Origin of the sequence: Hydrogenobacter thermophilus TK-6 (assembly GCF_000010785.1) — a bacterium.
GTDB classification, from domain to species: domain Bacteria; phylum Aquificota; class Aquificia; order Aquificales; family Aquificaceae; genus Hydrogenobacter; species Hydrogenobacter thermophilus.
This window is the reverse complement of the sequence record NC_013799.1, coordinates 92,649-118,407: the sequence shown is the minus strand read 5'-3', so window position 1 is coordinate 118,407 and position 25,759 is coordinate 92,649. Positions and strand designations below refer to the sequence as shown.

Annotated in this window: 24 protein-coding genes; 16 read left to right on the top strand and 8 right to left on the bottom strand. The window is 45.3% G+C overall.

Annotated features, from left to right (window positions below; translation table 11 throughout):
• Nucleotides 1-2: 2 nt before the first annotated feature.
• The 7 genes from HTH_RS00570 to HTH_RS00540 are packed head-to-tail and all read left to right on the top strand — an operon-like array spanning nt 3 to nt 6,548.
• Nucleotides 3-2,213, top strand: coding sequence for a penicillin-binding protein 1A (locus HTH_RS00570; protein ID WP_012962762.1), 2,211 nt, complete (start codon nt 3-5; stop codon nt 2,211-2,213).
• A 9-nt stretch (nt 2,214-2,222) separates the two neighbouring features.
• Nucleotides 2,223-3,080, top strand: a complete 858-nt coding sequence (locus tag HTH_RS00565) for a hypothetical protein (protein WP_012962761.1) — start codon at nt 2,223-2,225, stop codon at nt 3,078-3,080.
• A gap of 9 nt (nt 3,081-3,089) precedes the next feature.
• Entirely contained in the window at nt 3,090-3,680 is a 591-nt protein-coding gene (locus tag HTH_RS00560; protein ID WP_012962760.1) for a sulfurtransferase TusA family protein, read from the top strand.
• A complete protein-coding gene (trpC, locus tag HTH_RS00555; protein WP_012962759.1) occupies nt 3,680-4,459 on the top strand; it encodes an indole-3-glycerol phosphate synthase TrpC in 780 nt (259 codons plus the stop codon). Before HTH_RS00560 ends, trpC begins: the two co-directional genes overlap by 1 nt.
• An 11-nt stretch (nt 4,460-4,470) precedes the next feature.
• Nucleotides 4,471-4,806 (top strand): hypothetical protein, encoded by a 336-nt coding sequence (locus HTH_RS00550; protein WP_012962758.1) that lies wholly within the window; start codon nt 4,471-4,473, stop codon nt 4,804-4,806.
• A gap of 13 nt (nt 4,807-4,819) precedes the next feature.
• Nucleotides 4,820-6,016: a phosphoglycerate kinase gene (locus tag HTH_RS00545; protein ID WP_012962757.1), complete on the top strand. Its 1,197-nt coding sequence runs from the start codon at nt 4,820-4,822 to the stop codon at nt 6,014-6,016.
• Nucleotide 6,017: 1 nt separating this feature from the next.
• Nucleotides 6,018-6,548, top strand: coding sequence for a gamma carbonic anhydrase family protein (locus HTH_RS00540; protein WP_014462531.1), 531 nt, complete (start codon nt 6,018-6,020; stop codon nt 6,546-6,548).
• Here HTH_RS00540 and HTH_RS00535 read toward each other — a convergent pair.
• Nucleotides 6,525-7,355 (bottom strand): DMT family transporter, encoded by an 831-nt coding sequence (locus HTH_RS00535; protein WP_014462530.1) that lies wholly within the window; start codon nt 7,353-7,355, stop codon nt 6,525-6,527. The genes HTH_RS00540 and HTH_RS00535 overlap by 24 nt on opposite strands.
• 19 nt (nt 7,356-7,374) lie before the next feature.
• Here HTH_RS00535 and HTH_RS00530 point away from each other — a divergent pair, with 19 nt between their 5' ends.
• The 6 genes from HTH_RS00530 to HTH_RS00505 are packed head-to-tail and all read left to right on the top strand — an operon-like array spanning nt 7,375 to nt 13,367.
• A complete protein-coding gene (locus HTH_RS00530) occupies nt 7,375-8,496 on the top strand; it encodes a pyridoxal-phosphate-dependent aminotransferase family protein (RefSeq protein ID WP_012962754.1) in 1,122 nt (373 codons plus the stop codon).
• Nucleotides 8,490-9,125: a phosphoserine phosphatase PspA gene (gene pspA / locus HTH_RS00525; protein WP_012962753.1), complete on the top strand. Its 636-nt coding sequence runs from the start codon at nt 8,490-8,492 to the stop codon at nt 9,123-9,125. Before HTH_RS00530 ends, pspA begins: the two co-directional genes overlap by 7 nt.
• Nucleotides 9,100-11,640, top strand: coding sequence for a tetratricopeptide repeat protein (locus tag HTH_RS00520; protein WP_012962752.1), 2,541 nt, complete (start codon nt 9,100-9,102; stop codon nt 11,638-11,640). The genes pspA and HTH_RS00520 overlap by 26 nt, the downstream gene beginning before the upstream one ends.
• Nucleotide 11,641: 1 nt before the next feature.
• A complete protein-coding gene (locus tag HTH_RS00515) occupies nt 11,642-12,256 on the top strand; it encodes a MotA/TolQ/ExbB proton channel family protein (RefSeq protein ID WP_012962751.1) in 615 nt (204 codons plus the stop codon).
• Nucleotides 12,253-12,645, top strand: a complete 393-nt coding sequence (locus HTH_RS00510) for an ExbD/TolR family protein (protein ID WP_012962750.1) — start codon at nt 12,253-12,255, stop codon at nt 12,643-12,645. The genes HTH_RS00515 and HTH_RS00510 overlap by 4 nt, the downstream gene beginning before the upstream one ends.
• Nucleotides 12,645-13,367 carry a YdcF family protein gene (locus HTH_RS00505; RefSeq protein ID WP_012962749.1) on the top strand — a complete coding sequence of 241 codons (723 nt, stop codon included), beginning with the start codon at nt 12,645-12,647 and terminating at the stop codon, nt 13,365-13,367. The genes HTH_RS00510 and HTH_RS00505 overlap by 1 nt, the downstream gene beginning before the upstream one ends.
• Here the strand turns inward: HTH_RS00505 and ilvD are convergent.
• Nucleotides 13,342-15,009, bottom strand: coding sequence for a dihydroxy-acid dehydratase (ilvD, locus tag HTH_RS00500; RefSeq protein WP_012962748.1), 1,668 nt, complete (start codon nt 15,007-15,009; stop codon nt 13,342-13,344). The two genes, HTH_RS00505 and ilvD, sit on opposite strands and share 26 nt — an antisense overlap.
• 178 nt (nt 15,010-15,187) lie before the next feature.
• Between ilvD and bioA the strand changes: the two genes are divergently transcribed.
• Together bioA and HTH_RS00490 are read left to right on the top strand one after the other, a co-directional pair.
• The gene (gene bioA / locus HTH_RS00495; protein WP_012962747.1) at nt 15,188-16,534 is read left to right on the top strand and encodes an adenosylmethionine--8-amino-7-oxononanoate transaminase; all 1,347 of its coding nucleotides are present in this window, start codon (nt 15,188-15,190) and stop codon (nt 16,532-16,534) included.
• Nucleotides 16,531-17,229 (top strand): biotin--[acetyl-CoA-carboxylase] ligase, encoded by a 699-nt coding sequence (locus HTH_RS00490; RefSeq protein ID WP_012962746.1) that lies wholly within the window; start codon nt 16,531-16,533, stop codon nt 17,227-17,229. Before bioA ends, HTH_RS00490 begins: the two co-directional genes overlap by 4 nt.
• Here HTH_RS00490 and HTH_RS00485 read toward each other — a convergent pair.
• The 5 genes from HTH_RS00485 to HTH_RS00465 are packed head-to-tail and all read right to left on the bottom strand — an operon-like array spanning nt 17,216 to nt 23,198.
• Entirely contained in the window at nt 17,216-18,913 is a 1,698-nt protein-coding gene (locus HTH_RS00485; RefSeq protein ID WP_012962745.1) for a nickel-dependent hydrogenase large subunit, read from the bottom strand. The two genes, HTH_RS00490 and HTH_RS00485, sit on opposite strands and share 14 nt — an antisense overlap.
• A complete protein-coding gene (locus HTH_RS00480) occupies nt 18,910-20,220 on the bottom strand; it encodes a (Fe-S)-binding protein (RefSeq protein WP_012962744.1) in 1,311 nt (436 codons plus the stop codon). The genes HTH_RS00485 and HTH_RS00480 overlap by 4 nt, the downstream gene beginning before the upstream one ends.
• 12 nt (nt 20,221-20,232) lie before the next feature.
• Nucleotides 20,233-20,904 carry a hypothetical protein gene (locus HTH_RS00475; RefSeq protein WP_012962743.1) on the bottom strand — a complete coding sequence of 224 codons (672 nt, stop codon included), beginning with the start codon at nt 20,902-20,904 and terminating at the stop codon, nt 20,233-20,235.
• A 1-nt stretch (nt 20,905) separates the two neighbouring features.
• Nucleotides 20,906-21,943, bottom strand: coding sequence for a hydrogenase small subunit (locus HTH_RS00470; protein WP_012962742.1), 1,038 nt, complete (start codon nt 21,941-21,943; stop codon nt 20,906-20,908).
• A gap of 55 nt (nt 21,944-21,998) precedes the next feature.
• Nucleotides 21,999-23,198: a TRC40/GET3/ArsA family transport-energizing ATPase gene (locus tag HTH_RS00465; protein WP_012962741.1), complete on the bottom strand. Its 1,200-nt coding sequence runs from the start codon at nt 23,196-23,198 to the stop codon at nt 21,999-22,001.
• A 105-nt stretch (nt 23,199-23,303) separates the two neighbouring features.
• Between HTH_RS00465 and HTH_RS00460 the strand changes: the two genes are divergently transcribed.
• Nucleotides 23,304-24,377, top strand: coding sequence for a hypothetical protein (locus HTH_RS00460; protein ID WP_232500442.1), 1,074 nt, complete (start codon nt 23,304-23,306; stop codon nt 24,375-24,377).
• Between the two features lie 33 nt (nt 24,378-24,410).
• Here HTH_RS00460 and HTH_RS00455 read toward each other — a convergent pair whose 3' ends face one another.
• Entirely contained in the window at nt 24,411-25,751 is a 1,341-nt protein-coding gene (locus tag HTH_RS00455) for an MFS transporter (protein WP_012962739.1), read from the bottom strand.
• Nucleotides 25,752-25,759 lie beyond the last annotated feature (8 nt).

The following is a 25,759-nucleotide window of genomic DNA, read 5'->3' as shown; positions in this document are numbered from 1 at the left end:
ACATGGTGCGTAGAGTTTTGGTGGTTTTTCTCGGTGCAGTGTCCTTAATCTTTGCATTTGTGCTTTTTGCCCTCTTTATCCTATCTACTGACCTTCCTTCCGTTGAAAAGCTCAAAGACTGGAGACCTCCCGAAGCAACACTCATATACGATTACAAGGGAAGGGTTTTTGGTGATGTTGCCGTTCAAAGAAGATACTATGTTCCTCTCAAAGATATACCCCTTTATGTAAGGCAGGCTTTCATCGCTGCTGAAGACAGGAACTTTTACAGTCACTTTGGTATAGATCCCATTGCCGTCCTCAGGGCTCTTATCGCCAATATAAGAGAGAGGGAAATAACGCAGGGTGCATCCACCATAACTCAACAGCTGGCAAGAAACCTTTTTCTTACACCGGAAAGGAGTTTTAAAAGGAAGGTAAAAGAGATGCTTCTTGCCATTAAGATAGAGAGAGCTTTTAGCAAGGATAAAATTCTGGAGATGTACCTTAACTACATATACTTAGGGCAGGGAGCTTACGGTGTTGAGGCTGCTTCAAGGATATACTTTGGAAAGCATGTAAAGGATCTGACCTTGGACGAGGCTGCCTTGCTGGCTGGACTTCCCAAAGCACCTACCAAGTACAATCCCTTCAGAAATCCCGAAAAGGTAAAAGAGAGAAGGAATTATGTGCTTCAAAGGATGTACGAAGATGGATATATAACTCAAGACGAGCTCAAACGCTACTCCTCTGTGCCTATAAGGGTCAAACTGGAGAACAGGTATTACGGTATGGACTACTTCCTTGATTATGTGAAGGATTACTTGGTGGAGAAGTACGGAGAGGCTATATTAGCTGGTGGCTACAAAGTTTATACCACCATAGACAGGGACCTTCAGATGCATGCAAGGGAGGCAGTAAAAAGGGGCGTTATGAGAGTGGCAAAAGCCAACGGCATACCCTTCCTACCTGATGACCCTTATGAAGTACAAAAGAAATACGAAGAGCAGCAGGTGGAGTTAAAACCCTGGAGAATTTACATAGGTAAAGTTTTGGATGTAGGCAGTCAAGAGCTTAAAGTGGCGGTAAAAGATTACCAGTTTACCGTGCCAAGAAACCAACTCCCCGTAGAAAAAGGCGATTATGTGCTTGTGAGGTTTGTAAAGAGGGGCAAAGATATAAGCGCAGAAGTGCTGCCAGACTTAGAAGGGGCGTTGGTAGCTTTGGATGCAAAAACGGGAGCCATAAGAGCAATGGTGGGTGGTTACTCTTATCTGAGAAGTCCATACAACAGAGCTGTTTATGCCAAGCGTCAGCCAGGCTCTGCCATAAAGCCCATCATATATCTTGCCGCTCTGATGAAAGGATACACGCAAGCTTCCACCATAGATGCCACACCCAAGAGCTTTTTTGACCCTTCAAAGGGTAAAGAATGGACACCTAAGAATTACGAAGGAGCAGAGTATGGAGTAGTGACTTTGCGCACCGCCATTGCAAAGAGCATAAATACCGCAACCGTTAACCTTCTTTCAGAAATAGGTTTTGACATGCCTATGCAAGTGGGTAAAAGCTTAGGTATAGACCTTAAGCCCTACTACTCTATGGCTCTTGGTAGCATAGAGGTTACACCTCTTGAGCTTACATCTGCTTATCAAGCTTTTGCGGATTTGGGTATTCGCTGCGAGCCTTACTTTATACAGAGGATAGTAGCCCCGGACGGTAAAGTCATAGAAGAAAACAATCCCAAGTGCGAACAGGTTTTGCCACCTCAGGAAGTTAGAGTTTTAGTGGATATGCTTAGAGCTGTTGTCCTTGAAGGAACTGCAGCTTCTGCCAGCTCTTTTGGTAGGATAGTAGCAGGAAAGACAGGTACTACCAACGATTACATGGATGCTTGGTTTGTAGGCTTCTCTCCTTACATAGTTGCAGGTGTGTGGGTGGGGTATGACATAAAGAAGAGCATGGGGAAGGGTATGGCAGGAGCAAGGGTAGCCCTACCTATATGGCTGGACTTTATGTCCGTTGCAGCTTTCATGTATCCTAATGAAGATTTTCCAGTTCCCGACGGAGTTGTTGTTGTCAACTGCCCTACACCCATGTATTTCGTTGATGGCACACAGGGGATATGTTCAGGAGAGCAAAAGCAGGATGAAACAAATGAACTCAAAGGTATAGTTGATCCCAATATACTCAAGAAACTTGAGGAGGAACCAAAAGTAAAGGAAATTCCGTAAAATATTACTGTGCTAAAGGATGTAAATTTAATACTCCTGACCATCAGATTGCTGTTGGCTTTTCTGTTTTTTGCCATAGCTTTTGAAAAACCTATACATCAGAGAGCCCTTCTTGTATTTCTCACCACCCTATATGTAAGCTTATCTTTGCTCTCTTACCTGCATCCTACCAAAGCAAGATTTCTCAAAAGGTTTCTTGACGCACTTGTGCTGCCTCCCATTTGTTTTATAGCAGGCGATGAGATACTCACCCTATCCCTTTTCGTGCCGGCTCTATTTTATGCCAACAGAGACACGGCTGTTTCTCTTACCCTCTTCTGGGCAGGCATACTTCTTTTTCTCTACACGGGGGGAATGTCCTCCCTGTATTATCTGCCCCTCCTCTTTGCCCTCTTTCTGGCTTCCCTCTCACCTGACCTTGTGGAAAGTATAAGGAAGGAAAGATACTACATCAGAAAGCTCAGAGCATCATACAGAGAGCTTTCTAAGGACCTTTCAAAGCTTGAAAAAGAAAGCAGGGAGAAGGATTATCTGTCTTTCATAATAGATAAAGCTGTAGAGGACAGATCTCCCGAGGACTTTCTTTTACACATAAAGGAGAAGTTTTCCTTAAAGAGGATTGCCATAGTGCCCAAGGGAGAGATCACCCACAAAGAAGCCATCATAGACAAAGAAAACACAGCCCTTTATGTTCCAGTCTTTTTTGAGAAAGGCTGTGCTTATGTGATCTTTTACTTTAATACACCTTTTGAGCTTTACGATAGGGAGATTACCACCACACTTGAAAAGTCTGCCAAGCTGCTAAATTTATATATAGTTGGTTTTGATGACCATGTCAAAAAGGATAGCGTTAGACTTGCAGTGTGAGGTGGTAAAATGAATGCAGTGCAAGAAAAACAGGAATTTAAGGTACTTGACCTTTCGGGTCTCATGTGTCCTCTGCCCGTAGTCATGACCTCAGAGCAGATGAAAAGGCTCAAAGATGGGGAGGTCCTTACCGTTATATCTACTGACCCTGGCTTTGAGCTGGATATAAAAAATTGGTGTGCCCAAACAGGCAACGAGCTTTTGAGCGTTAAAAGGAATGGCAACCAGGTGGTGGTGGAGATAAAAAAGAAACCCTTTTCGGTGGAACCATCCCTCTGGTACTGGATAAAGTTCCATGCCCTCGGCGTCAAACTGCATCTGAGACACATCCTTATGCAGCTCAACCCACTTATAAAAAAGCCCGACCACTTTATAACATTCACCGCCATATCCGAGGGAACCCGAGCCGAGAAGTTTCTGAAGGGAAAGGCTAAGTTAATACCAGTACCAGACGAGATAGACCCCAGATGCGGTGTTGTTTTGGCAGTTGCTGGCTACCAAAAGGCAAAAGGCATATACGAAGAGCTTTTGAAAAAGGGCTTTGGTGTTGAAGCCATATACAAAAAGGAAGGTAAGTCCTACAGGAGAGTTTATCCTTAATGGGATTTCTCAAAGAGATATTGGAACGCAAAAGGCAGGAGGTAAAGAAGACAAGAGAGCTTATCAAAAACCTCCCTTTGACTCCCAAAAGGGAGAGAAGTTTGGCATTTGAAGATGCGCTCTGTGGCAAAGGCACAAAAATAATAGCGGAAGTTAAAAAGGCTTCTCCATCCGAGGGAAAAATAAGAGAAGTTTCGGCTTGGCATCAGGCTAAGATATACGAGAGTGCTGGCGCTGTTGCCGTTTCGGTGCTTACAGACAGCACTTACTTTGATGGCTCTCTTGAAGACCTATATCAGGTAAGAAGAACTGTAAACATACCCATCCTGAGGAAAGACTTTATCATAGACACTGTGCAGATAGAAGAAGCCAGAGCTTTTGGTGCGGATGCTGTCCTTTTGATAGTCCGCATTCTTGAGCCATCCTTACTTAAAGACCTTATTGAATACTCTTATGCGCTGTCTATTACACCCCTTGTGGAAGTTTTTGACCTCAAAGAAGCTGAAATAGCCCTAAGAGCCGGTGCAAAAGTTATTGGCATAAACAACAGGGACCTTGACACCCTAAAAGTGGACACAGAGCTCTCCAAGAGACTCACACCTCTATTAAAGCAGATGGGTGCTAAGTACGTAATAGCAGAAAGCGGTATAAGTGAGAGGGAGCAAATACTTGAACTTGAAAGCTTAGGTGCTGATGCCTTTTTGGTGGGGACTGCCCTCATGAAGAGCCAAGACCCAGCAAAAAAACTCAGGGAGCTTTTGGGTTATAATGATGTTTAAGGAGGTATTCCATGAAAAACACCCCTCTTGATGTTCATCTGCTGGAAGAGCTTTCCCATCTTGAGTACTTTATTGTAAAAAGCCCTGTAAATTCTCCGGACTTTTGGAAAGAGTGGCAGGAGAAGTTCTCAAGAGCCTACATGTCAAGAATTGCGGTAAAAAAGATACTCAAAACAAAAAAGCCACCTTACGAAGAGCATAGCAAATACAAAGCTCAAATTCTCCTTTATGAGGATGTGCTTTATTACCTTGAAACTTTGAAAAACATAGCCCTAAACCTAAGGGGTATATTTACATCTGACCAGAATGTGGAACTTGACGACGAGGACATAGACCTGGACCTCTAAGGCGGGGGGTAGTATGGTTCTGGGTAAAAAAAGACTCAAGGATGTAAATATCACTGGCAAGAGGGTGTTGGTAAGGGTTGACTTTAATGTACCCATTGACGAGCAGGGAAACATAGAGGATGATACAAGGATAAGGGCATCCCTTCCCACCATTGAGTACCTTTTGGATGCCAAGGCAAAGGTAATACTTATGTCCCACTTGGGAAGACCAAAAGGAAGGGACTCCAAGTACAGCCTCTCACCAGTTGCCAAAAGGCTATCAAGGTACATAAACAAGGATGTTATTATGGCTGATGATTGCATAGGTCCAAGTGTTAAGGCGCTTGTGGAAAAAATGAAGGAGGGGGATGTTTTACTCCTTGAGAATTTAAGGTTTCACAAAGAAGAGGAGGAAAACGATGAGGAATTTGCAAAAGAGCTTGCAAGCCTGGGAGAGATATATGTGAGCGATGCTTTTGGTACTTGCCACAGAAAGCATGCATCCGTATACACCGTGCCAAAGATACTCAAGCCTGCAGTTATGGGGTTTTTGCTTGAAAAGGAGATATCGTATTTTGAAAAGGCTATGGTGAACCCTCAAAGACCCGTGGTTGCCATCTTAGGTGGGGTTAAGGTCTCTTCCAAGATAGGTATAATAAAGAACCTTCTTAAAAGGGTTGACAAGATATTTGTGGGTGGTGCTATGGCTTTTACCTTCATAAAGGCTATGGGCTATTCAGTGGGCAACTCCATAGTGGAAGATGGCTACATAGAGACTGCCAAAGACATAATGGAAGTTGCCAGAAAGCTTGGCGTCAAGTTTTACCTTCCTGTGGACTTTCTTCTTGGTAGAGAACTTTCTAACAACACCCCAACACGCCTTGTGCCTTGGCAGGAGATACCTCAGGGCTGGATGGGGCTTGACATTGGGCCTGTATCTATAGCTCTGCTCAGGGAGATAGTATCGGATGCTCAAACCATAATATGGAACGGACCTATGGGTGCTTTTGAGCTGGACAGGTTTGAGGATGGGACATACGAAACTGCAAAAATTCTTGCTAACTCTTCCGCTCTTACCATAGCAGGTGGGGGGGATACTGACCACGCTATACACAGAGCGGGTGTTTATAACTCCATAGACTTCGTATCTACGGGCGGAGGAGCTTTTCTGGAACTTCTTGAAGGAAATACCCTTCCTTGCATAGAGGTGCTTGATAACTCAGAGGAGTAAGATGGCTCTTGTAAAACCCTACAGAGGCGTTTACCCTCAGATACATCCCAGCGTTTATCTTTCTGAGAATGTTGTTATTGTAGGAGATGTGCACATAGGTGAAGATTCAAGCATCTGGTTTGGAACTGTAATAAGAGGAGATGTAAACTACATAAGGATAGGCAAAAGGACCAACATACAGGACAACTGTGTGGTGCATGTGACTCACAACACTTATCCCACCATAGTAGGAGATGGCGTGACAGTAGGACACAGGGTGGTCCTGCACGGATGTACCCTTGGAAACTATGTACTGGTAGGTATGGGAGCGGTAGTTATGGATGGGGTGGAGGTAGAGGATTATGTGCTGATAGGTGCAGGTGCTCTTTTAACTCCCGGTAAAAGGATACCATCAGGTGTGCTGGTGGCAGGCGTACCTGCCAAAATAATCAGAGACCTAAAGCCCGAGGAGGTAGAGCTAATAAAGCGGTCTGCGGAAAATTATGTAGCATACAAAAACTCGTATATGTCAGCCGACGCTCAAAAGCGCTGAGCCAAGCAGCATAAGCAGGACTCCCGGTAGTAAGTGTTTCACAGGCTCACCAAAAAATATCCTTCCGTAGACCATACTGAGCAGTAAGGAAGCCCTTTCAACGGCTGCCACATAGGATGCAGGTGCGTAAACCAGAGCTGTGTTGTAAAAAACGCCTCCCAAAGCAAATAAAATACCAAGTATAAGTAATTTTTTATCCGTGTAGTTTCCCCTTTCTATTATGTGCTTTGGACTTACAAAGATGAGTGTTGCAAAGGACATACAGAAGGTATAGTACCAACTAAAGAAGAAGGGATTACTGCTTATTATAACCATCTTCCCGATGACCACATTAAGACCAAAGAGTAATGTAGAAATTAGCATATAAACCGTGCCTATGTGTTTTCTAAAAAATTCCCCTGGAGAAAAACCTGTCAGAAAGAGCGTGCCTACAACCATCAGGCAAATGCCTAAAAAGCCCTGCAGGCTAAGAGCTTCACCCAAAAGCAGAAAGCCAAAAACCGCGGAAAAGAAAGGCATAAAAGAGTAAAAGGACATGGCTACCGAAAGGGGTGTGTATTTGAGAGCCTTTACAAAAAAGACACCTCCCAGCACCTCAACAGGTAGCCACAGAAAAGTGCTAAAAAGCACAAAGGAGCTAAGATCCCAGAAGTATATACCTATTGGCAAAAGGATAAGGGAAGATACGGGAAACCTTATCCACAGCACAAAGTATTCGTCCAAGCCTTTGTGTATAAGCTTTTTCGTAATAAGGTCGTTGGTAGCCCAGAAGAAGGATGATAGAAAGGCAAGCACCAGACCAAACATTAGGATAAAATAGTTTAACATGTATCAGGAAAGGCTCTTCACACCAGGACCTGTTGAGATCCCCGATAGAGTAAGGGAAGCTCTGGGAAGGCAGATTATCCATCACAGGACAGAAGAGTTCAGGCGCGCCTTTTTGGAAGTGCGAGAACTCCTCAAGAGACTGCTGGATGACCCATCAGAGAACTTCGTCTTTTTCTCATCTTCGGGCACAGGTGCCATGGAAGCGGCTATTCTGAACTTCTTTGAAGAAGGTCAGAAGGTGCTGGTGGTAAACGGCGGAAAGTTTGGCGAGAGATGGTTTTTGCTGGCAAAACACTGGGGGCTTGAGGTTGTGGAGTACAGACTGGACTGGGGCAAGTCCGCAGACCCCGAAAAAGTCAAGGATCTGCTTAAAAAGCATCCCGATTGCAAGGGTGTGCTTCTTCAAATATCAGAAACATCTACAGGTGCTTACCACCCTGTTGAAGATATAGCGGAGGTTTGCAAAAGTGCAGACGCTCTTTTGGTAGCTGATGCCATAACAGCCTTGGGAGTTTATAACTTAAAGCCTTCGGTGGGCATTGATGTAATGGTAGGTGGGTCCCAGAAGGCTCTTATGCTTCCACCTGGACTTTCTCTCCTCTGGTTCTCTCAAAAGGCAAAAGAGAGATTAAAAGACAGAGCCTTTTACTTTAGCGTAAAAAAGGAGCTTGGCAAACAGCAAGAAGGACAGACCGCGTGGACTCCTGCCATAAGCCTCCTTTTAGCTCTGAAGGAGTCTCTTAGTCTTCTTTTGCAAGAGGGAATGGAGAGAGTAGAAAAAAGGTACAGAGCCATGTCGGAGGGAACTAAGAGAGCGATAAGTGCCTTTGGTCTTGAGGTCTTCCCAGAAAGACCAGCCATATCCATAACGGCTGTAAAAAGCGACGATGCGGAAAGGATAAGAAAGGAGCTCTTAAGACATGGTATAAGGATTGCTGGAGGACAGGACCACCTTAAAGGTAAGATTTTCAGGGTTTCCCACATGGGAGTAAGTGAAAAAGATATGCTCATGCTGATAGGTGTGCTGGAGGTAGTACTAAAAAGGCTTGGTTACCCTGTGGAGCTTGGCAGCGGTGTTTGTAGATACTCACAAACTCTAGTAGAATTTGGGCTATGGTAAAGCTTATACTGGTGCGACATGCGGAGAGCGAGTGGAACCCCGTAGGAAGGTATCAGGGACTCTTAGACCCGGATCTATCAGAGAGGGGTAAAAAGCAGGCTAAGCTTCTTGCACAGGAGCTTTCAAGGGAACACTTAGATGTTATATACTCATCCCCCCTAAAAAGGACTTATCTGACTGCCTTGGAGATAGCCGAGGCGAAAAACCTTGAGGTTATAAAGGAGGATAGGATAATAGAAATAGACCACGGTATGTGGTCGGGCATGCTGGTAGAGGAGGTGATGGAAAAGTATCCTGAGGATTTTAGGAGGTGGGTAGAAGAGCCTCATAAGGTAGAATTTCAGGGAGGAGAGAGCTTAGCATCTGTTTACAACAGGGTGAAGGGCTTTCTTGAGGAAGTAAGAAAAAGACACTGGAATCAAACTGTGGTGGTGGTCTCTCACACGGTTCCCATGCGTGCCATGTACTGCGCTCTTCTTGGTGTAGACCTTTCCAAGTTCTGGAGCTTTGGTTGCGATAATGCCAGTTATTCGGTAATTCATATGGAAGAGCGAAGAAATGTTATACTAAAGCTTAACATAACCTGCCATCTGGGAGAGTTTTATGTGGAAGCTCACAAGGCTATTTAGCTTGCTGGCATGTACGCTTTTCCTCATTTCTGCAGATATAAAGAAGGAGTTTGATGTAAGCGTAGAACTTATAGGCAGAAGTGCAGAAGAAAAGCCCAAGAGGTTGCCACCTGAAACTTTGCAAATCCCAGAGGAAGAGCCTTTGGACCTCAGCAGCCGCCTTCTGGAACCCCCCAGTAAGTTTGAGCAGGCTCAGATAAAGCCTTTTAAGGAAGAGGGTGGTATAAGCTGTGGTGAACCCAAAGACCTGGTCTCTTACAGGTTGGGGATTGATTACTACCTTCAAGGCAAGTATGGGCCTGCCAAGGAGGAGCTCTTCAAAGTGGTAGCTATGCCATCACCTTTCAAGCCTATGGCTGAGTATGTTCTTGGTGTTATATATGTAAGAGAGGGTAAAGAAGACAAAGCGACGGAGCTTTTTAAGCATTCCTGCAGTTTTTCCCACATGTACCAGAAGGCAAGCTGTGAGTCTTACTACGCTCTTAGCTTTCTGCTGAATGGTAAAGTACCGCAGAACCAGGACCCCATGTGGAAAGCGGTGGCGGACATAAAGTCGGGAAGAATCACAAAGCCCGTATGCGATGGTGCCATCTTTAAAGAATACTGCCAGTATGTGCACGAGTTTTATGAAGGGAAAGAGGGAAAAAATTACAAGGATAGCCTCAGACTCAGAAAAGCCATAGTACTTTATCAAAGGGGAAGCCTCCTGCAGGCAGAGGAAACTTTCAAGGAGTATTCAAAACCATCAAAACCTTACAGAGATGTAGCTCTTTACTACTTAGGTCTTATTGAAGCAAAAAGAGGCAATGAAAGAAAAGCATTGGATTACGCAAGCATTCTTGAAACTATAAATCCCAAACTCTCTGAAAACCTCTACGCTATTATATCAGCCAAAGACATCCTGCTCTCCAGGCTTACCTATTCCATAACAGGGGACAAGCGCTTCTTAGACAGAGCAGGCATAATAGCTTATAACTCAGGAGACTACAGGTTAGCAGTGTATAACTTCTTAGAGTCAGGGAATGTTCTGTATGCTGTTTACTCCTATGTAAAGCTTGGGGAGTACTCAAAGGCGTATGACCTTTTAAAAAATTTGAGCAGAAAAAACAGGGAGGAGTACGAGTGGGAGCTTGAGACAGCCTACTGGGCTGACAGGAGCTTAGAGCCCATCCTTGAGGAGATAAGAAACAGATACCCTGCTCTCTATAGAGAGTATACAGGTTGGTTTTACTTCAAAAAGGGTGACTGGGAGAATGCTGTCAGGTATCTTGAAGACCCATATTACAAAGCCTTGGCATACTTCAATATGAAGGACTATAAAGGAGTGCTTAATATCCTTGAAAGTAGGAATTCTGAAAGGGATAGGGTGCTAAAAGCTAAATCCGCCTTATTTTTGGGTGATCCCAAGCTGGCAAGGAGTTTTTTGACAGACAAAACAGACGAAGAGCTTTACCTTCTGGGACTTTCCTACTTTCTGGAAGGTGATTATGAGTCGTCCGCCAAGTATTTTAAGTCCATATCATCAAATAGCCCTCTAAAGCCCAAAGCTCTTTTAAAACTGGGGGATGCCCTCTACAATGAAGGAAAAGTAGAATCCGCAAAGGCATACTACTATGAAATTATCAGCAAGTATCCCAACTCTGAGCAGGCTAAATACGCCACCTTGTCTTTGATAGGCATGGGTGGTAAAAATATAGGAGATGTGCAGATGCAACAGCTTCTTGAGGACTATCTGAGGAAGTACCCAAACTCTGCAGTCTCTGAGGATCTCAAATACCAGTTAGCCCAGATTTACATAAAGAACGCACAGGAGGATAAGGCAAAAAATATTTTGCTTGAGCTTATGGACAGTCCTCTAAAGTACAAAGCCATACTCAAGCTGGCACAGCTGGAGAAAGACCCCAGTAAAAAGGCAGTGCTTTTGTACAAAGTTTACAAGGAGGGAAGCTCAGAAGAGAGAAGAGAAGCCAGAGATGAGCTTATAGAGTTTTACACTCAATTGGGAGATAGAAAGAGCTTAGCAGACCTTCTTGCGGAAGGTCAAGATAGTGATAAAGTCAAAGCAGTAGGCATATACATATCTATGGGAGATGACGCCGATGCTCAAAAGGTGGCAAAGCAGCTTATGGCAGAGGGATATAGGGATCAGGAGTTAGAGAGCTATCTTCTGGACCTTTATAAGACCTCAAAAGATAGGGGCTATCTTGATTATCTCAAGCAAAGTAAGGACAGAAATATAAGGTCTCAGGCTGTGTACTTGTCTGCCCTTGATTACCTAAAAAGCGGTGAAAAAAAGAAGGCTCTGGAGGACTTTGTTGATATAACAGTAAATTACAAGGATTCGCCTTTTTACAACCAGGCTGTGATAGAGGGAGCTAAAGTGCTCATTGACCTGAATGCAAGGCACGACGCATCGTGTTTATTAGATAAGGCTAACCTTGATATGGCATCAAAAGAAGAAGTAGCTGTGATAAACTCTCTTAAGAGCAGATTACCCAAGTGTGAGGTGAGGTAAGATGGACATGATATTTGACCTCTTACAGAAGGGAGGATTTGCGGTTTATGTGCTTCTCTTTCTATCCTTAGTCTCTTGGGCTTTGATAATTGAGAGGCTTATAAACCTAAGAGCTGGAAGCATCCTCTCCAAGTCGGTTAAAGACGTAAAATCACTTCTTGCCGGCGGTGATATAGAGGGTGCGCTAAAGCTTCTCTCTTTGGATAACTCTCCAGCAGGTGGCATATTATACCGCATGCTGGAGGAGTATAAGGGTGGTAAGGTGGACAAAAGGACGCTTTTAAATGATTTAAGTTTTGAAGTTTCCCTGCTGGTTCCCAAGGTGGAGAAGAACCTGGCATTGCTCTCTACCATAGCAAGCGTTTCACCTCTCATAGGTCTTTTTGGAACCATAACCGGCTTGATAAAGGTCTTTTCAGCTTTTGCGGTAGCTCAAACAGAGCAGGGAATAGCCCTGCTTGCTGCGGGTATAAGCGAGGCGCTTGTATCTGCGGCAACGGGTCTTGCGGTTGCCATCCCAGCCTTGCTGGCTTACTGGGTCTTTAGGATAATAGGCAACAGTGTGCTCGATAGGGTTGAAGCTGAACTTTCGGAAGCTCTGAGGGTCTTAAAATGAGAAGGAGAAGGCTCAGTTATGATGAGAGGGCATACATAGATGTGGTGCCTCTGGTGGATACACTGCTTGCTGTATTTCTCTTTTTAGCCATACTTGCCTTCCAATCACCCATGACCTTCCTTGCGGTAAAGCTACCCTTTGCCCAGGAGGGAGAAAAAAAAGTGCTCTCAACCATGAGGGTGCAGGTTTTAAAGGACGGCTCTTACATGTACGAGGGTAAGAAGGTGAGCCTTGAGGAACTGGATAAGCAAATGCAAACAAAACAACCCGGCTCCTTAGTTATAGAAGCTGACGAGGACACACTTCACAAGTTTGTGGTAGCTTTGATGGACATAGCCAAAAAGGAAAAAGTTCAGGATGTTATCATAGCTACAAGAACCAGAAGGTGATGTTTTTCCTCAAAAAGTTTCTTTCTGCCCTCCTTTTGCCACCGGGTCTTTTTGTTTTGGCGCTTCTGCTTATAAGCTTCTTTGAGAGAAAGAAAAGACTTACCTACTACACATCGGTAAGCTTAGCTTTGCTCATTTATATGCTTTCTATAGAACCAGTAAAAGATACCTTGCTAACACCGTTGGAGAGCAAATATTCGGTTCCCGAGAAGTTTCAGGCGGATGCCATAGTTGTCCTTGGGGGAGGGTCTTACTCTACAGGCATTCTCAAGGAAGATTCCATGAAGAGGCTTCTAACGGCGCTGATACTTCATAAAAGGACAGGACTGCCTATTGTACTTTCCGGCGGTGCTGAGAACCTTCCAGATGCTGAGATTATGAAGTCCCTGCTTGTGGAGCTGGGTGTTGATAAAAGAGACATAATAACGGAGGTCAGAAGCAGGGATACGGAGGAGAACGCTTCCTATGTTAGGGAAATATGCCAGCAGAGAAACTATAAAAGCGTAGTCTTGGTGACTTCAGCCTACCATCTTCCAAGAGCTGTGTTTCTTTTTAAAAAAGAAGGTTTAAGTGTAATTCCTTATCCCACTGACTTTAAAAGAGACCTAAGGTACAACCTCTACAGCCTCCTACCCAAGATGAGTGTGCTTAACGATTCTGTCAAGGCTCTAAGAGAGTACGTAGCTCTCCTCAGTCTCAGGCTTCCAGAATGGCTCCCTTAGAAGCGGAGGTGACAAACCTTATGTACCTTCTGAGCCATGAACTCTTTACTTCCTTCGTCTTTGGCACGAAGTTTTCCAACCTCCTCTTTAGCTCCTCCTGGCTTATCAAAAGCTCTATTTTTCTGTTGGGAATGTCTATGAGTATCTCATCGCCGTCTTTCACCACGCCTATGGGTCCTCCGGCTGCAGCTTCTGGGGAAATATGCCCCACGCACGCGCCCCTTGTGCCTCCAGAAAATCTCCCGTCAGTTATGAGAGCCACCTTATCACCAAGCCCCATACCCATTATGGCTGATGTGGGTGAGAGCATCTCCCTCATGCCCGGACCGCCTTTTGGTCCTTCATACCTTATAACTACCACGTGCCCTGGCTTTACCTTTCCACCCAGTATGCCCTCTATGGCTTCCTCCTCCGAGTCAAAGCATATGGCTCTGCCCCTGAAGGTCAGCATATTGGGATCAACACCTGCGGTTTTCACAACCGAACCCTCCGGAGCTAAATTTCCAAAGAGTATGGCAATACCTCCCTCCTTAGAGTAAGGGTCTTCCACTCTTCTTATGACGCTTCCGTCAGCATCTGGGGCTTCCTCTGCTATTTCTTTGTGAGTTTTGAGGCTTACCGTCATGGCATCAGGATGGGGCAGGTATCCACCCCTTATGAGTTCTTTGAGCAGAGAAGGTATTCCTCCCACCGCGTCCAGGTCCTGTATGTGGTACTCGGAAGAGGGAGAAATCTTGCATATGTTGGGCGTTCTTCTGGATATCTCGTTTATCCTTGAGAGGGGATAGCTGATGCCAGCCTCGTTGGCTATAGCCAAAAGGTGAAGGATGGTGTTGGAAGAGCCCCCCATGGCTATGTCCACCGCAAAGGCGTTGTCAAAGGCTTCTATGGTTAGTATGTCTCTTGGTTTTATGTCCCTTTTGAGAAGCTCCATTATCTGCCTTGCTGCAGCTCTTGCCAGAAGCTCCCTGCGAGGGTCCACCGCTGGAATGGTGCCATTGCCGGGAAGTCCAAGTCCCAATACTTCCGTTATACAGTTCATGGAGTTGGCGGTAAACATGCCCGAACAGCTACCGCATGTGGGACAAGCGTGCTCCTCTATAACCTTTAACTGCCCTTCGTCTATCTTCCCAGCCTTTAGCTGTCCTATACCTTCAAAGACGCTTATGAGGTCCACTTTTTTGCCATTTACCTCACCCGCCAGCATAGGACCACCGCTGATGAATATGGTGGGAATGTTGAGCCTTGCGGTAGCCATAAGCATACCGGGAACTATCTTGTCACAGTTGGGTATGCATATAAGAGCATCAAGTTGGTGAGCTTCCACCACCGTCTCTATGGAGTCCGCTATAAGCTCCCTCGAAGGAAGAGAGTAGTGCATGCCATAGTGTCCCATTGCTATACCGTCATCCACACCTATCACATTGAACTCTATAGGGACACCTCCTGCCTTCCTGACCTCATCCTTGATAGGTTTTACAAACTCCCTCAGGTGCACATGTCCTGGTATGATGTCTATGTAAGAGTTAGCTATGCCGATAAGAGGCTTGTCAAAGTCCTCGTCAGAAAGCCCGCAAGCTCTTAGCAAAGCCCTGTGAGGCGATCTTTCTATTCCCTTTTTTACCTTATCACTTCTCCACATAGTACTTAAAGATTATAGCTTTTTTCACATGGGTTGCAACAAAAGAGGGGGACGCCAGGAGAGGCGTCCAGAAGGCTGAGGTGATGGGAGGTGCTGAGGTAGGGGCTTTAATTAAAGCATATGACACATTCCTTAACGGGGAATTAACATAAGTAAGGCGATTCCGTATAATATAGGTATGCTTGACTTTGAGACCTTAGATAGGTGGGACAAAGAGTACTTCTGGCATCCCTTTACCCAGATGAAGGTTTACAGAGAGGAGGAAAACCTCATATTTGAAAAGGGAGAAGGGGTTTATCTTTACGACATAAAAGGAAGAAAGTTTATAGATGCTATATCTTCTCTTTGGTGCAATGTGCATGGGCACAATCACCCCAAGCTAAATAAAGCCATAATTGACCAGCTTCAAAAAGTGGCTCATACTACCACCTTAGGCTCTTCCAATGTACCAGCTATACTTCTGGCAAAAAAGCTTATAGAAATAGCTCCAGAAGGTCTTACCAAGGTTTTCTACTCTGAGGACGGTGCGGAAGCTGTAGAAATTGCCATAAAGCTCGCTTACCAGTACTGGAGAAACAAGGGAGAAAGAAGGAAAACCTTCATAACCCTCTCGGAAGCTTATCACGGTGATACTATAGGGGCTGTCAGCATAGGGGGTATAGACCTCTTTCACGGCACTTACAAGGATTTACTTTTTGAAACTCTAAAACTTCCCTCCCCTTATCTCTACTGTAAGGAAAGATACGGCAAGCTCTGCGACGAGTGCAGGGATGAGCTTCTTAGTATGGTGGAAGAAATTCTGAAAGAAAGGGGTGAGGATGTGGTGGCAGTCAGTCTGGAGGCTGGCATTCAGGCAGCGGCGGGCATGCTACCATTCCCCAAGGGCTTTTTAAAGGGTGTTAGGGAGCTAGCAAGAAAATACAACACTCTGCTTATTGTGGACGAGGTGGCAACAGGTTTTGGAAGGACTGGCTCTATGTTCTACTGCCAGCAGGAGGGGGTAAGTCCAGACTTTATGTGTCTGGGCAAGGGTCTCACAGGGGGATACCTGCCTCTTGCAGCAACGCTGACCACACAGGAGGTCTTTGAGGCTTTTCTGGGAGAATTTGGCGAGAAGAAGCACTTTTATCACGGACACACTTACACGGGCAACAATCTTGCCTGCGCCGTAGCTCTTGCCAACCTTGAGGTATTTGAAGAGGAAAAAACTTTAGAAAAGCTCCAGCCTAAGATAGAGTATCTGACCAGAAGGCTAAAGGAATTCTGGGAGCTAAAGCATGTGGGTGATGTGCGTCAGCTTGGGTTTATGGCTGGCATAGAGCTGGTAAAAGACAAAGAAAAGGGAGAGCCTTTCCCTTATGGAGAGCGAACGGGCTTTAAGGTAGCCTACAGGTGCAGGGAGATGGGGGTTTTTCTGAGACCTCTGGGGGATGTGATGGTGCTGATGATGCCCCTGGTTATATCTTACGAGGAGATAGACAGGGTAATAAATGCGCTAAAACAAGCCATAAGCTTCCTCTCATGAGCAGGTTTTACTCTCTTGTGTGGCTTGAAGAGGTAAGCTCCACGCAGGACTGGCTCAAGGAAAAGAGTATTAACTGCGTAGTGGTGGCAAGAAGGCAGACAAAAGGGAGAGGAAGGTACGGAAGAAGCTGGCAGTCGGATGAGGGTGGGCTATACTTTAGCTTCCCGCTTACCGAAACCTTTAAAGACGAGCAAACTCTACCCTTAGCGATAGCTCTTTCTGTGTGCCAGATGCTTGAGGACTATGGCTTTCTGGCAAGCATCAAGTGGGTAAACGATGTTTATATTGGTGGCAAAAAGATATGTGGCATCTTAGTTGAAAAGACAAAAGACAGAACTTTGATAGGTATAGGTCTAAATGTGAATCAAAAGAGATTTACCGAGAGCTTGCAGGCAACATCCTTACTTTTGGTATCGGGCAGAGAATATCATTTGGCTGATGTGCTTTTAAAGCTTCTTGACAGGATAGATAAAAACCTTGACCTTTTGAAAGAAAGGGGATTTCAAGTCCTTAGAGAGGAAGTTAAAAAAAGGCTTCTATTTTTGGGTGAGGAGGTTGTCCTTTACACGGACCCTCCCACCGTTGGCATACTCGCAGACCTCTCTCCGGAGGGCTACCTTGTCCTCATGACCGCTCAAGGAGAGAAAAAAGTGGTGAGCGGGGACATAACACTGAGGGGCACTATGTTATCTTGATTATGGTATCTTCCGTATCCGAGTAAAGGTGCACAGCACAGGCAAGGCATGGGTCAAAAGAGTGAATAGTTCTTATTATTTCCAATGGTTCTTTTGGATTTACAAGCTCGTGCCCCACAAGCGAAGCCTCGTAAGGTGATGGTTGTCCTTTAGCATCCCTTGGAGAGCCATTCCATGTAGTGGGAACTACAGCCTGATAGTTGGCTATCTTACCATCCTTTATATGAACCCAGTGAGAGAGAGATCCCCTTGGTGCTTCCATGAGACCTAAACCTTTCGCATCCTTTTCCCATGTAGAGGGCTCCCACTTCTCCCCATTAAAGGTGGTGGAGTCTCCGGATTTTACATTCTGCACAAGCTGGTCATAATAGCTCCTTATTGCGTGAGCGTAGATGTATGTTTCTATACCCCTTGCCAGAGTTCTGCCCATGGTAGAGTACAGAGCATTTACAGGAAGTCCAAGTTTTGAAAGGTAAGAGTTTACCAGCTCTCTTGCACCATGCTCATCCCTCGCGTATAAAGCCAAAATCCTCGCAAGGGGTCCCACTTCGGCAGGGAGTCCCCTGTATCTCGGTGCCTTCAGCCAGCTGTATTTGCCTTCCACATTGAGCTGTTGATAAGGTGGCTCAGGACCTGTGTAGTGTAAGACAGTTTCACCTTCAAAGGGATGAAGACCTCTCTCGTCCCCCACCGAGTACTTGTAATAGCTGTGAGTTACATACTCCTCTATCTTAGAATAGTCCACATCTTCGTAATTCTCCAAATTCCTATCCCTTATAAAAGTGGGAGGGATAAAGAACTTACCTTCCCTGTGGGAGTCGCCTTCAGGCTCTCCAAGGACCAGAAAGTTTTTCACACCCTCACCCTTTTCAAACCAGTCTTTATAAAAGCTTGCTATAGCTATAAGGTCTGGCAGGTATACCTTCTCCACGAATTCTATCATAGAGTCTATGAGGCTCTTTATCCTCCCAAGCTTGTCCATGTTTATGGCTGTATCGCTCTGAAGGTCTATGGGACAAGCCATACCGCCTACCACAAAGTTGGGGTGAGGGTTCTTACCACCAAAGATGGTGTGGACCTGAACTATTTTGGTCTGCCAGTTAAGAGCATCCAGATAGTGGGCTACCGCCATGAGATTGGCCTCAGGTGGCAGTCTGTAATCAGGATGGTCCCAGTAGCCCCTGCTGAAGATACCAAGCTGTTTTCTCTCAACCTGCTGACGTATTTTATCCTGCACCTCTTTAAAGTAGGAAGGTGAGGACTTTTCGTAATCCGAGAGTTTTTGAGCAAGCTCTGAGGTTTTTACAGGGTCAGCTTTCAGCGCCTGTATAGGATTGACCCAGTCAAGTGCGTGAAGGTGGTAAAAGTGCACCACATGGTCGTGCACAAAAAGTGTGCCTATCATGAGTTTTCTAATCAGGGAAGCGTTTCTGGGAACTTTTATTTTTAAAGCATCCTCCACAGCCCTTATGGATGCAAAGGCATGTACCGTTGTACAGACTCCGCATATCCTCTGAGCAAAAGCCCAGGCTTCCCTCGGGTCCCTACCCTTCAGTATTATCTCTATGCCCCTTACCATAGTGCCTGAAGAGTAGGCAGACTTAACCCTGTTTCCTTCAAGCTCCGCCTCTATTCTTAGGTGCCCCTCTATCCTCGTTACAGGGTCTATCACTAACCTGCTCATCCTTCCTCCTCCTTTATAGCTTCCGCTACAAGGTCTACTATGCTCACGAACTTGTAATCCCTTTTTAGCTCCTGAGTACCCATATTGAGGGCAAGCATACAGTTAGCACAGTAACATACTATGGTCTTTGCGCCTGCCTTATCAAAGAGAGTCATTTTGGATATAAAACCCTTCTGTCTATAGTAGTCCGCATCCTTTATGACAAGCACTCCACCCCCACCACCACAGCATATGTTATGCTCCGGTATAACAACGGAATCTTTAAAGTTTTCTGCTATTATGCTCAGTATCTTTCTAGGCTCTCTTAGAACGCCACCCCTTCTGCCTATCTGGCAGGAGTCATGAAGGGTTGCTCTCTCCTTCAGAACCTTCCTTTTTATAGTAAGCTTTCCTTCCTTTATCATTCTGTCTATGAACTCCACTATGTTCAGCACCTCAAACTTCCATTCTTTTGGGAATACATTGGGAGCGATAAATCTCATAGATTGGTAGGCATGTCCACACTCCGGAGCGATTATATACTTAACTTCTAACTCCTTCGCGCCTTCCAAAACTCTTCTTATCATCTCCTTAGTAACTTCTTTACTCTGAGCGAACAATCCAAAGTTTGTGGCTTCGTGAGCAACTGTGGAGAGAGTCCAGCTCACACCAGAACTGTTTAAGACTTTTGCGGCGGAGGCAACGGAGGAGGGAAACTTCATAAGCTCAATGGATGATGGTATGTAAAGATACTCGGAAGGTCTTTTATCAACAGGCATCTCCACCTCGTACTCCTCGGATATGAACTCTATCCTTTTGAGAAAAGTGGGAATGTCCACACCAAGAGGACTCCCCTTCTCTACTGAAAGGTTTGTAGCATCCGCAAGGTCCTTGGGGGTAAGTCCAGCGTAAGTTAAGGCTCCCCTCACTATGCTTACAAGCTTTGGCGTATCTATACCCATAGGGCATGCCTTCGTGCATCTATCACAGTTGGTACATGTATAAAAGGCGAGCTTTATCTGCTCTCTTAAGTCCTCTGGTGTGATCTTTACTCCAAAACCAAGTAAACGCTTTATCCTACCTACAAAAGTGTAATTTTCCTTGTATATGTCCCTGAGCAGGTCCGCCTTATAAGCTGGCGTCAGTGTGGGGTCTATCCTCCCAGATACATTCTCACCCATGTAAAAGAGACATGCTTCTGCACATATCCCGCATCTTACACAAGCTTCTAAGTATGAAGCCACTTCTGTATTTATGCTCTTTTTGCAAAATTCGTAAAACTTCTCTATCTCCTCCTGACCTATCTCTTCCTTTGATTCTACAAGCATACCAAACCTCCTCTAAAAGGATACGCCCCTTTTACCCGCGTTCCATCCCATAAAGCCTACAGAAAGGAAGTAATAGACAAAGTGGGAAAGTCTGCTGAAGGGTATGTAGATGATCAGAAGGTCCGCAAGGAGCATGTGGGTAGAAAGTATCCACACATAAAAGCCTCCTCCCGCCCACTTGGTGGCAAGTAGACCGGTAAAGAGGATTGCTCCTATGAGAAAGTTGGCAAAGTATTCGTCCTTGCCCGTTAGCAGTTTAAGTACCGGATTTAGCATCCTGTGTATAGTAAGAGCCAATAAAGAGCCGAGCGCCGCATAGGCAAGTATGTCTCCCAAAAGATTGGGTATGGTGGGTATGGGTAAACCCGTTATCTCCCGCCACAGAAGAGCATGAGCGGGAACAAAGAAGGTAAGCCCCAGAAAACCCAGGTGAAACAGAAATCCTCCTATGAAGTTTACCGCTCTCCTTGAGAATATTTCGTTGAAAGTCCAACCCATGGTAGGTTTGATGACTATTTTCTTCACAGCCATGTAGTAAGGATTTCCCTTAGGCTTGGCGTAATCTGGTGGAAGTCCCAGAAAAACCACACGGAAGAATCTGTAGGATATGCCTGCAAAAAATATAAACAGCGCAAACCTCAGCAGTGGACCCCTCACCAAGTCGTAAAAGGTGGTATCGCCCATCTTACTTCTCCCTGAACTTTTTGTTTATGGCAGCGGAAGCTGCACCTAAAGCAACACCTGTGGCAACACCTGCAAGAATCCCCTTCCAGCCAAAACCCCCCTCTACCACAGACAGGGGAGAGTATATAAAGCCCCTATCCCAGAAGTTTGGCTCAGAACATCCAAAGCAAGGGTGGCCTGACTGAATGGGAAAGCTGAGACCTCCATTCCACCTTATAGTTGCGCAGGCGTTTCTCGTTATTGGACCCTTACAGCCCAGTTTGTACAGGCAGTATCCTTTCCTTGCACTCTCGTCGTCAAAGGAACCGGCTAACTTGCCTGCATTGTAGAAGGGTCTTCTGTAGCACCTGTCGTGTATTGTCTGTCCATAAAAGGTCTTTGGTCTTCCCATACTGTCAAGCTCTGGAGGTTTTCCAGTTATCACAAAACCCGCTATAACCGCCACCATCACATCGCTTATGGGTGGACAGCCGGGTATGTTTACCACCTGTCTGTCTCCAAGAATCTGGCTAACAGGAACTGCTCCTGTAGGATTGGGTTCAGCATGAGGAATGCCTCCCCAGCTTGCACAGCTACCTACTGCTATTACCAGTCCAGCATTCTGCGCTGCTTCTTTAAGAAGCTCCACATTAGATTTTCCCGATACTGTGCAGTAAACACCCTTGTTCCTAGGAGATACAGACCCTTCAACTATGAGTATGTATTTACCTTTGTATTTTTCTATAGCTTCCCTCTTTGCCTCCTCTGCATAAAAGCCTGAAGGTGACATCAGAGTCTCGTGATACTCAAGAGAGATGTAATCCAAAAGCACATCCGAGGGTAGTATGCTGGTGCTTCTGATAAAAGACTCGGTGCATCCCGCACAGTCCTGAAACTCAAGCCATATGACTACAGGTTTAGGCTTTAACTCAAGAGCTTTAACCGCCTGACCGAAAGAGGTGGGAGGAAAACCCAAAACTGCGCTGAGAAGAAGAACTGATTTTAAAAAATCTCTCCTGGTGTAACCCCTCCGCCTGTATATGTGGTAGAGGCTTTCCATGTTCACCCCCTTGAATAAGTATTCATATATAAATATATACTTAAAACTATGTTGATCAAGATGAGATTTTTTCGCTGACAAGCTCTATGATGAGATAGCCTTTGTCTATCTTAGCTCCAACTGGGTCATAATTTCTGAGCTTTCTGGGTAGCATTATGTGGCTTTTGAAGTTTCTCCACCTTATGGTGATCTCTCCGTCGCTCTTAAGAACTGTAAGCCCCTCCTTTGTGAGGAAGGGCGCTCTGAGTTTAACCAGATACCTGTTTCCTTCCTGCACAAACTCGTAGGGCTTTTCTTTGAACAGCACCCTTGATGGGTCTGTATCCCCATATATCATACTGGCAAGTATGCTAAGTCTTTCAGGACCCACCACCTCGTCCTCCAGCAGGGGAACCCTGAATATAGGTACAGGTGCAAACAGCGCGGACATCTCATTAAGGTACTTTTTCTGAGTCAGCACCCACCTGGATAGATGCTCGCACCCTTCCAGCTCAGGAGACAGCACTTTGTTGATAATAACTGCATCCACGTTCACACCAAAGAGGTTGAAGTACATAAAAGCTCTTTGGCTCTCTTTCAGCACCATCTTTTCTGGATTTGCCACTATTCTCACCGATGTGGTCTCTGGGTCTATGAGAATCTCATCCACTCCTTTTAGCTTCTCATAGAAGTTTTCAAGAGCCTGAAAGTAAGAGTCATCGGGCAGGGGCACATCTGTAAGCCTTCTGGCTACTGGTCTTGCCACCTTTAGTATAGTCCTTTCTACGTTAAAGACCTTCTTCATATACCACTTGAGAACCGTAGGCATGGAGACAAAGCGCAGAGACTCGCCGGTGGGTGGAAGGTCCAGCACAAGCACGTCAAACTCCTTCTCCCTGTAATACTTGTTCACATAAAGAAGACTGGTAACCTCCTCCATGCCGGGAAGCACCGCCAACTCTTCCGAAACCACCTGGTCAAGCCCAGTTGTGTTGAAAAGAAGCTCCAGAAACCTGTAAACATCCCCCCAATACCTATCTAACTCCTCCTGTATGTCTATCTCCTGTATGTATAGCTTTTCGTTTATCTTTATGGGAAGTCCCTTAGCCTTTACCTTTTCGCTCTCCGGAATGTCAAAAGCATCCCCCAGACTGTGAGCTGGGTCCAAAGATACCACTATAGTCTTGTAGCCCAACTGAGAGAGCCTGTAAGCGGTAGCGGCGGATATGGTGGTTTTCCCAACTCCACCCTTGCCGGAAAACAGGATTATTCTCATGGGTTAAATTATAAAACCACTGGCATTTGGCACATGGTCCATTCAATGGCTTTCTATGTACAATCAAACTGTTTTAGGAAAGTTTGCTATAAGATAAGTAGTGCAGTGCAGTGTAAGGCAGGGCATGCAAAAGGCTATTGGGTAAGGCAAGCAGCAGTTTTCGCCATTTCTTTGGGTCTTCTGACGGGGGGATGCTCACAGCAGGATCAGGGCAACAAAGCGCAGGAAAGTCAAGCAAGTAAAAATTCCGTACAATACAGTGCGGTAGAACTTCAGATGGATGTATTAGAAATTGGGAAAGACGAGAAAGTTTATAATATCAAACAAGATGGAAATACGGTAGACAGTTTCTCGGTATCAGTAAAAAACATAGAAGATAAACAAGGCTTAAGAGTAGAGTGCATCCTTAAGCACAGAGATAAATCCATTCATAAGGAGGAAGAGTGCTTTGGCTTGAGTATTAAAAAAGCTTTTAAAGTGGGTGAAAATCTCCTTCTGTTATTAACTTTTGCTACAGGTGGAAATACTTGTATAGTAGAATACGCTTTTTTAACTCTGAAGCCCAACAAAGAAGTTGGATTGAGCCAAAGGTTTGATAACTGCTTTCCTGCAACGGAAGTAAGAACAGAGGATGGCTCCATATTGGTTAAAATACCTTCCTATGATGAGCCCAAGTTGTTTGTATACAAAGATGGTCTGCTGGAAGAAAAGCCAGACCCCGAATTTGCAGAGCCTGATGCTAAAACAATAAAACCAAAAGACAACGAAAAACTAACCTTGGAGCTTCTCAAAGCCGCTTGCCTTAACAAAGTAGGTCGGAGTAAGGATGGAAGGCTTGAGTGCAAGCCCTGTCCGTCCTTTACCAGCTTCGGAAAGGATAGTATGATAGAAGATAGTTTAGTTGTAGAAGAAATATACGGAGGAGACTTCTATCCAGGCAAAAAGTACTACATAGTTAGGTATTCTGGCTGTGAACCCAATTCTAAGGGTGGGGGTGGCTACTACATGGTTGAAGAAACCAAAAGGGGCTTGCGATTTGTGAGCGTCTATAACGAGAGTGCAGGTAAATGCAGAGTGAGGACCAAACAAGGAAGGGACTACCTATACTGCACTCTTGGAGAGTGCTATGTGAAAAGTGCAGGAAGGCTTGGCTGCAGATTTATCAACCTTGACTTTTGACTCACCGAGGAAAGTCTATATTTGTGGTCATGTTTAGGTTATCTCCTCTATGCTCTTTCCCTTGGCTTCCTTGCCCTTTATAGCCCACACCAGAAAAGCTAGGAACCCCAAAAGCCAAAAGAGAGAAAGCCCCAGAACGCCGTAGGCATAGTCCAGAGAGGAGAGTTTTACAAGAAGTACGGGTGAAAGAGCTCCCGAAACCCTCCCTATAACCGAAAACAGTCCTATGGCATAAGCCCGAAGGTAGGATGGGTATATCTCCGTTGAGGAAACATAAGCTACAGAGGCGAAGGAAAAAGCTATTAGGGAGTAGGCAAAGTAAACGTTGTTAAAGTCTAAAGGCGAGAGGAAAAGCAGAGAAAGAAGAAAGGCTAAAAAGCTCACCAAAGAGCCGGTGATTTTGCGCCCCAAAGCATCGTTCATGAAAGCCACTGCAAGACCTCCCACAAGACCACCCAGACTTCCCACCAGAAGAATCCCGGGAATTTCCTGACTGCTAAAGCCAAAGGCTGAGGAGAAGCTGGTTGGTATGAGAGTTATCAGTCCGTAGTATGCAGAGAGTATGGTGATGCTCATGAGAGAGCTAAACACAAAGCGCCACCTGTAGCTAGAAAGTATGAGCTTGGTAGCATTCCAAATGCTTCCTTCAAACACTGGAATATCGCACTTTTGAATGCTATAGCGTCCTCCCGCCATCTTCTCCAACCTCTGGACTATGCTTTCAGCTTCCTGCACTCTTCCTTTTGAAAGAAGCCATCTTGGAGATTCGGGAACATACAGCCTTACGAAGAGAACCGCAAGAGCCAAAACTCCTCCCAACAAGAAGGCAAATCGCCATGCAAACTCTTCATGAAAGTAAGAAAGTATGAGAGATGCGCTCAGTGATGCCAGCACGCTCCCCAAGTTCCAGAGTGCAGAAATTGTACCGTCCACCTTTCCCCTATGTCTTGAAGGCACAAACTCATCTATGGCTGAGTGGATGGCTGCAAACTCACCACCTATGCCTGCACCCGCAATTATTCTAAAAAAAAGAGCTGATTCAAAGCTGTTGGCAAAGCCCGTAAGAAAAGTCCCTCCTGCATATAGCAGAAGAGTAAGAAGAAACAGCTTTTTCCTGCCGTATTTGTCCGCCAGATAACCAAAGAGAAAGGAGCCAATTATAGCTCCCAGAAGAAAACCGCTTACCATAAGAGAGCTCTGGGTAGGTGTAAAGTTCAAAGCTTTAGACATGGGCTTTAGGACTGCGCTGACTATCACCACTTCAAAGGCATCCAGCACCCATGTGATGCCAAGAGCCAGTACGAACATGGTGTGAAACCTGCACCAGGGAAGGCTGTCAAGCCTGCAGGTTATGTCTGTGCTTATAAATCTCATGCGTTAAA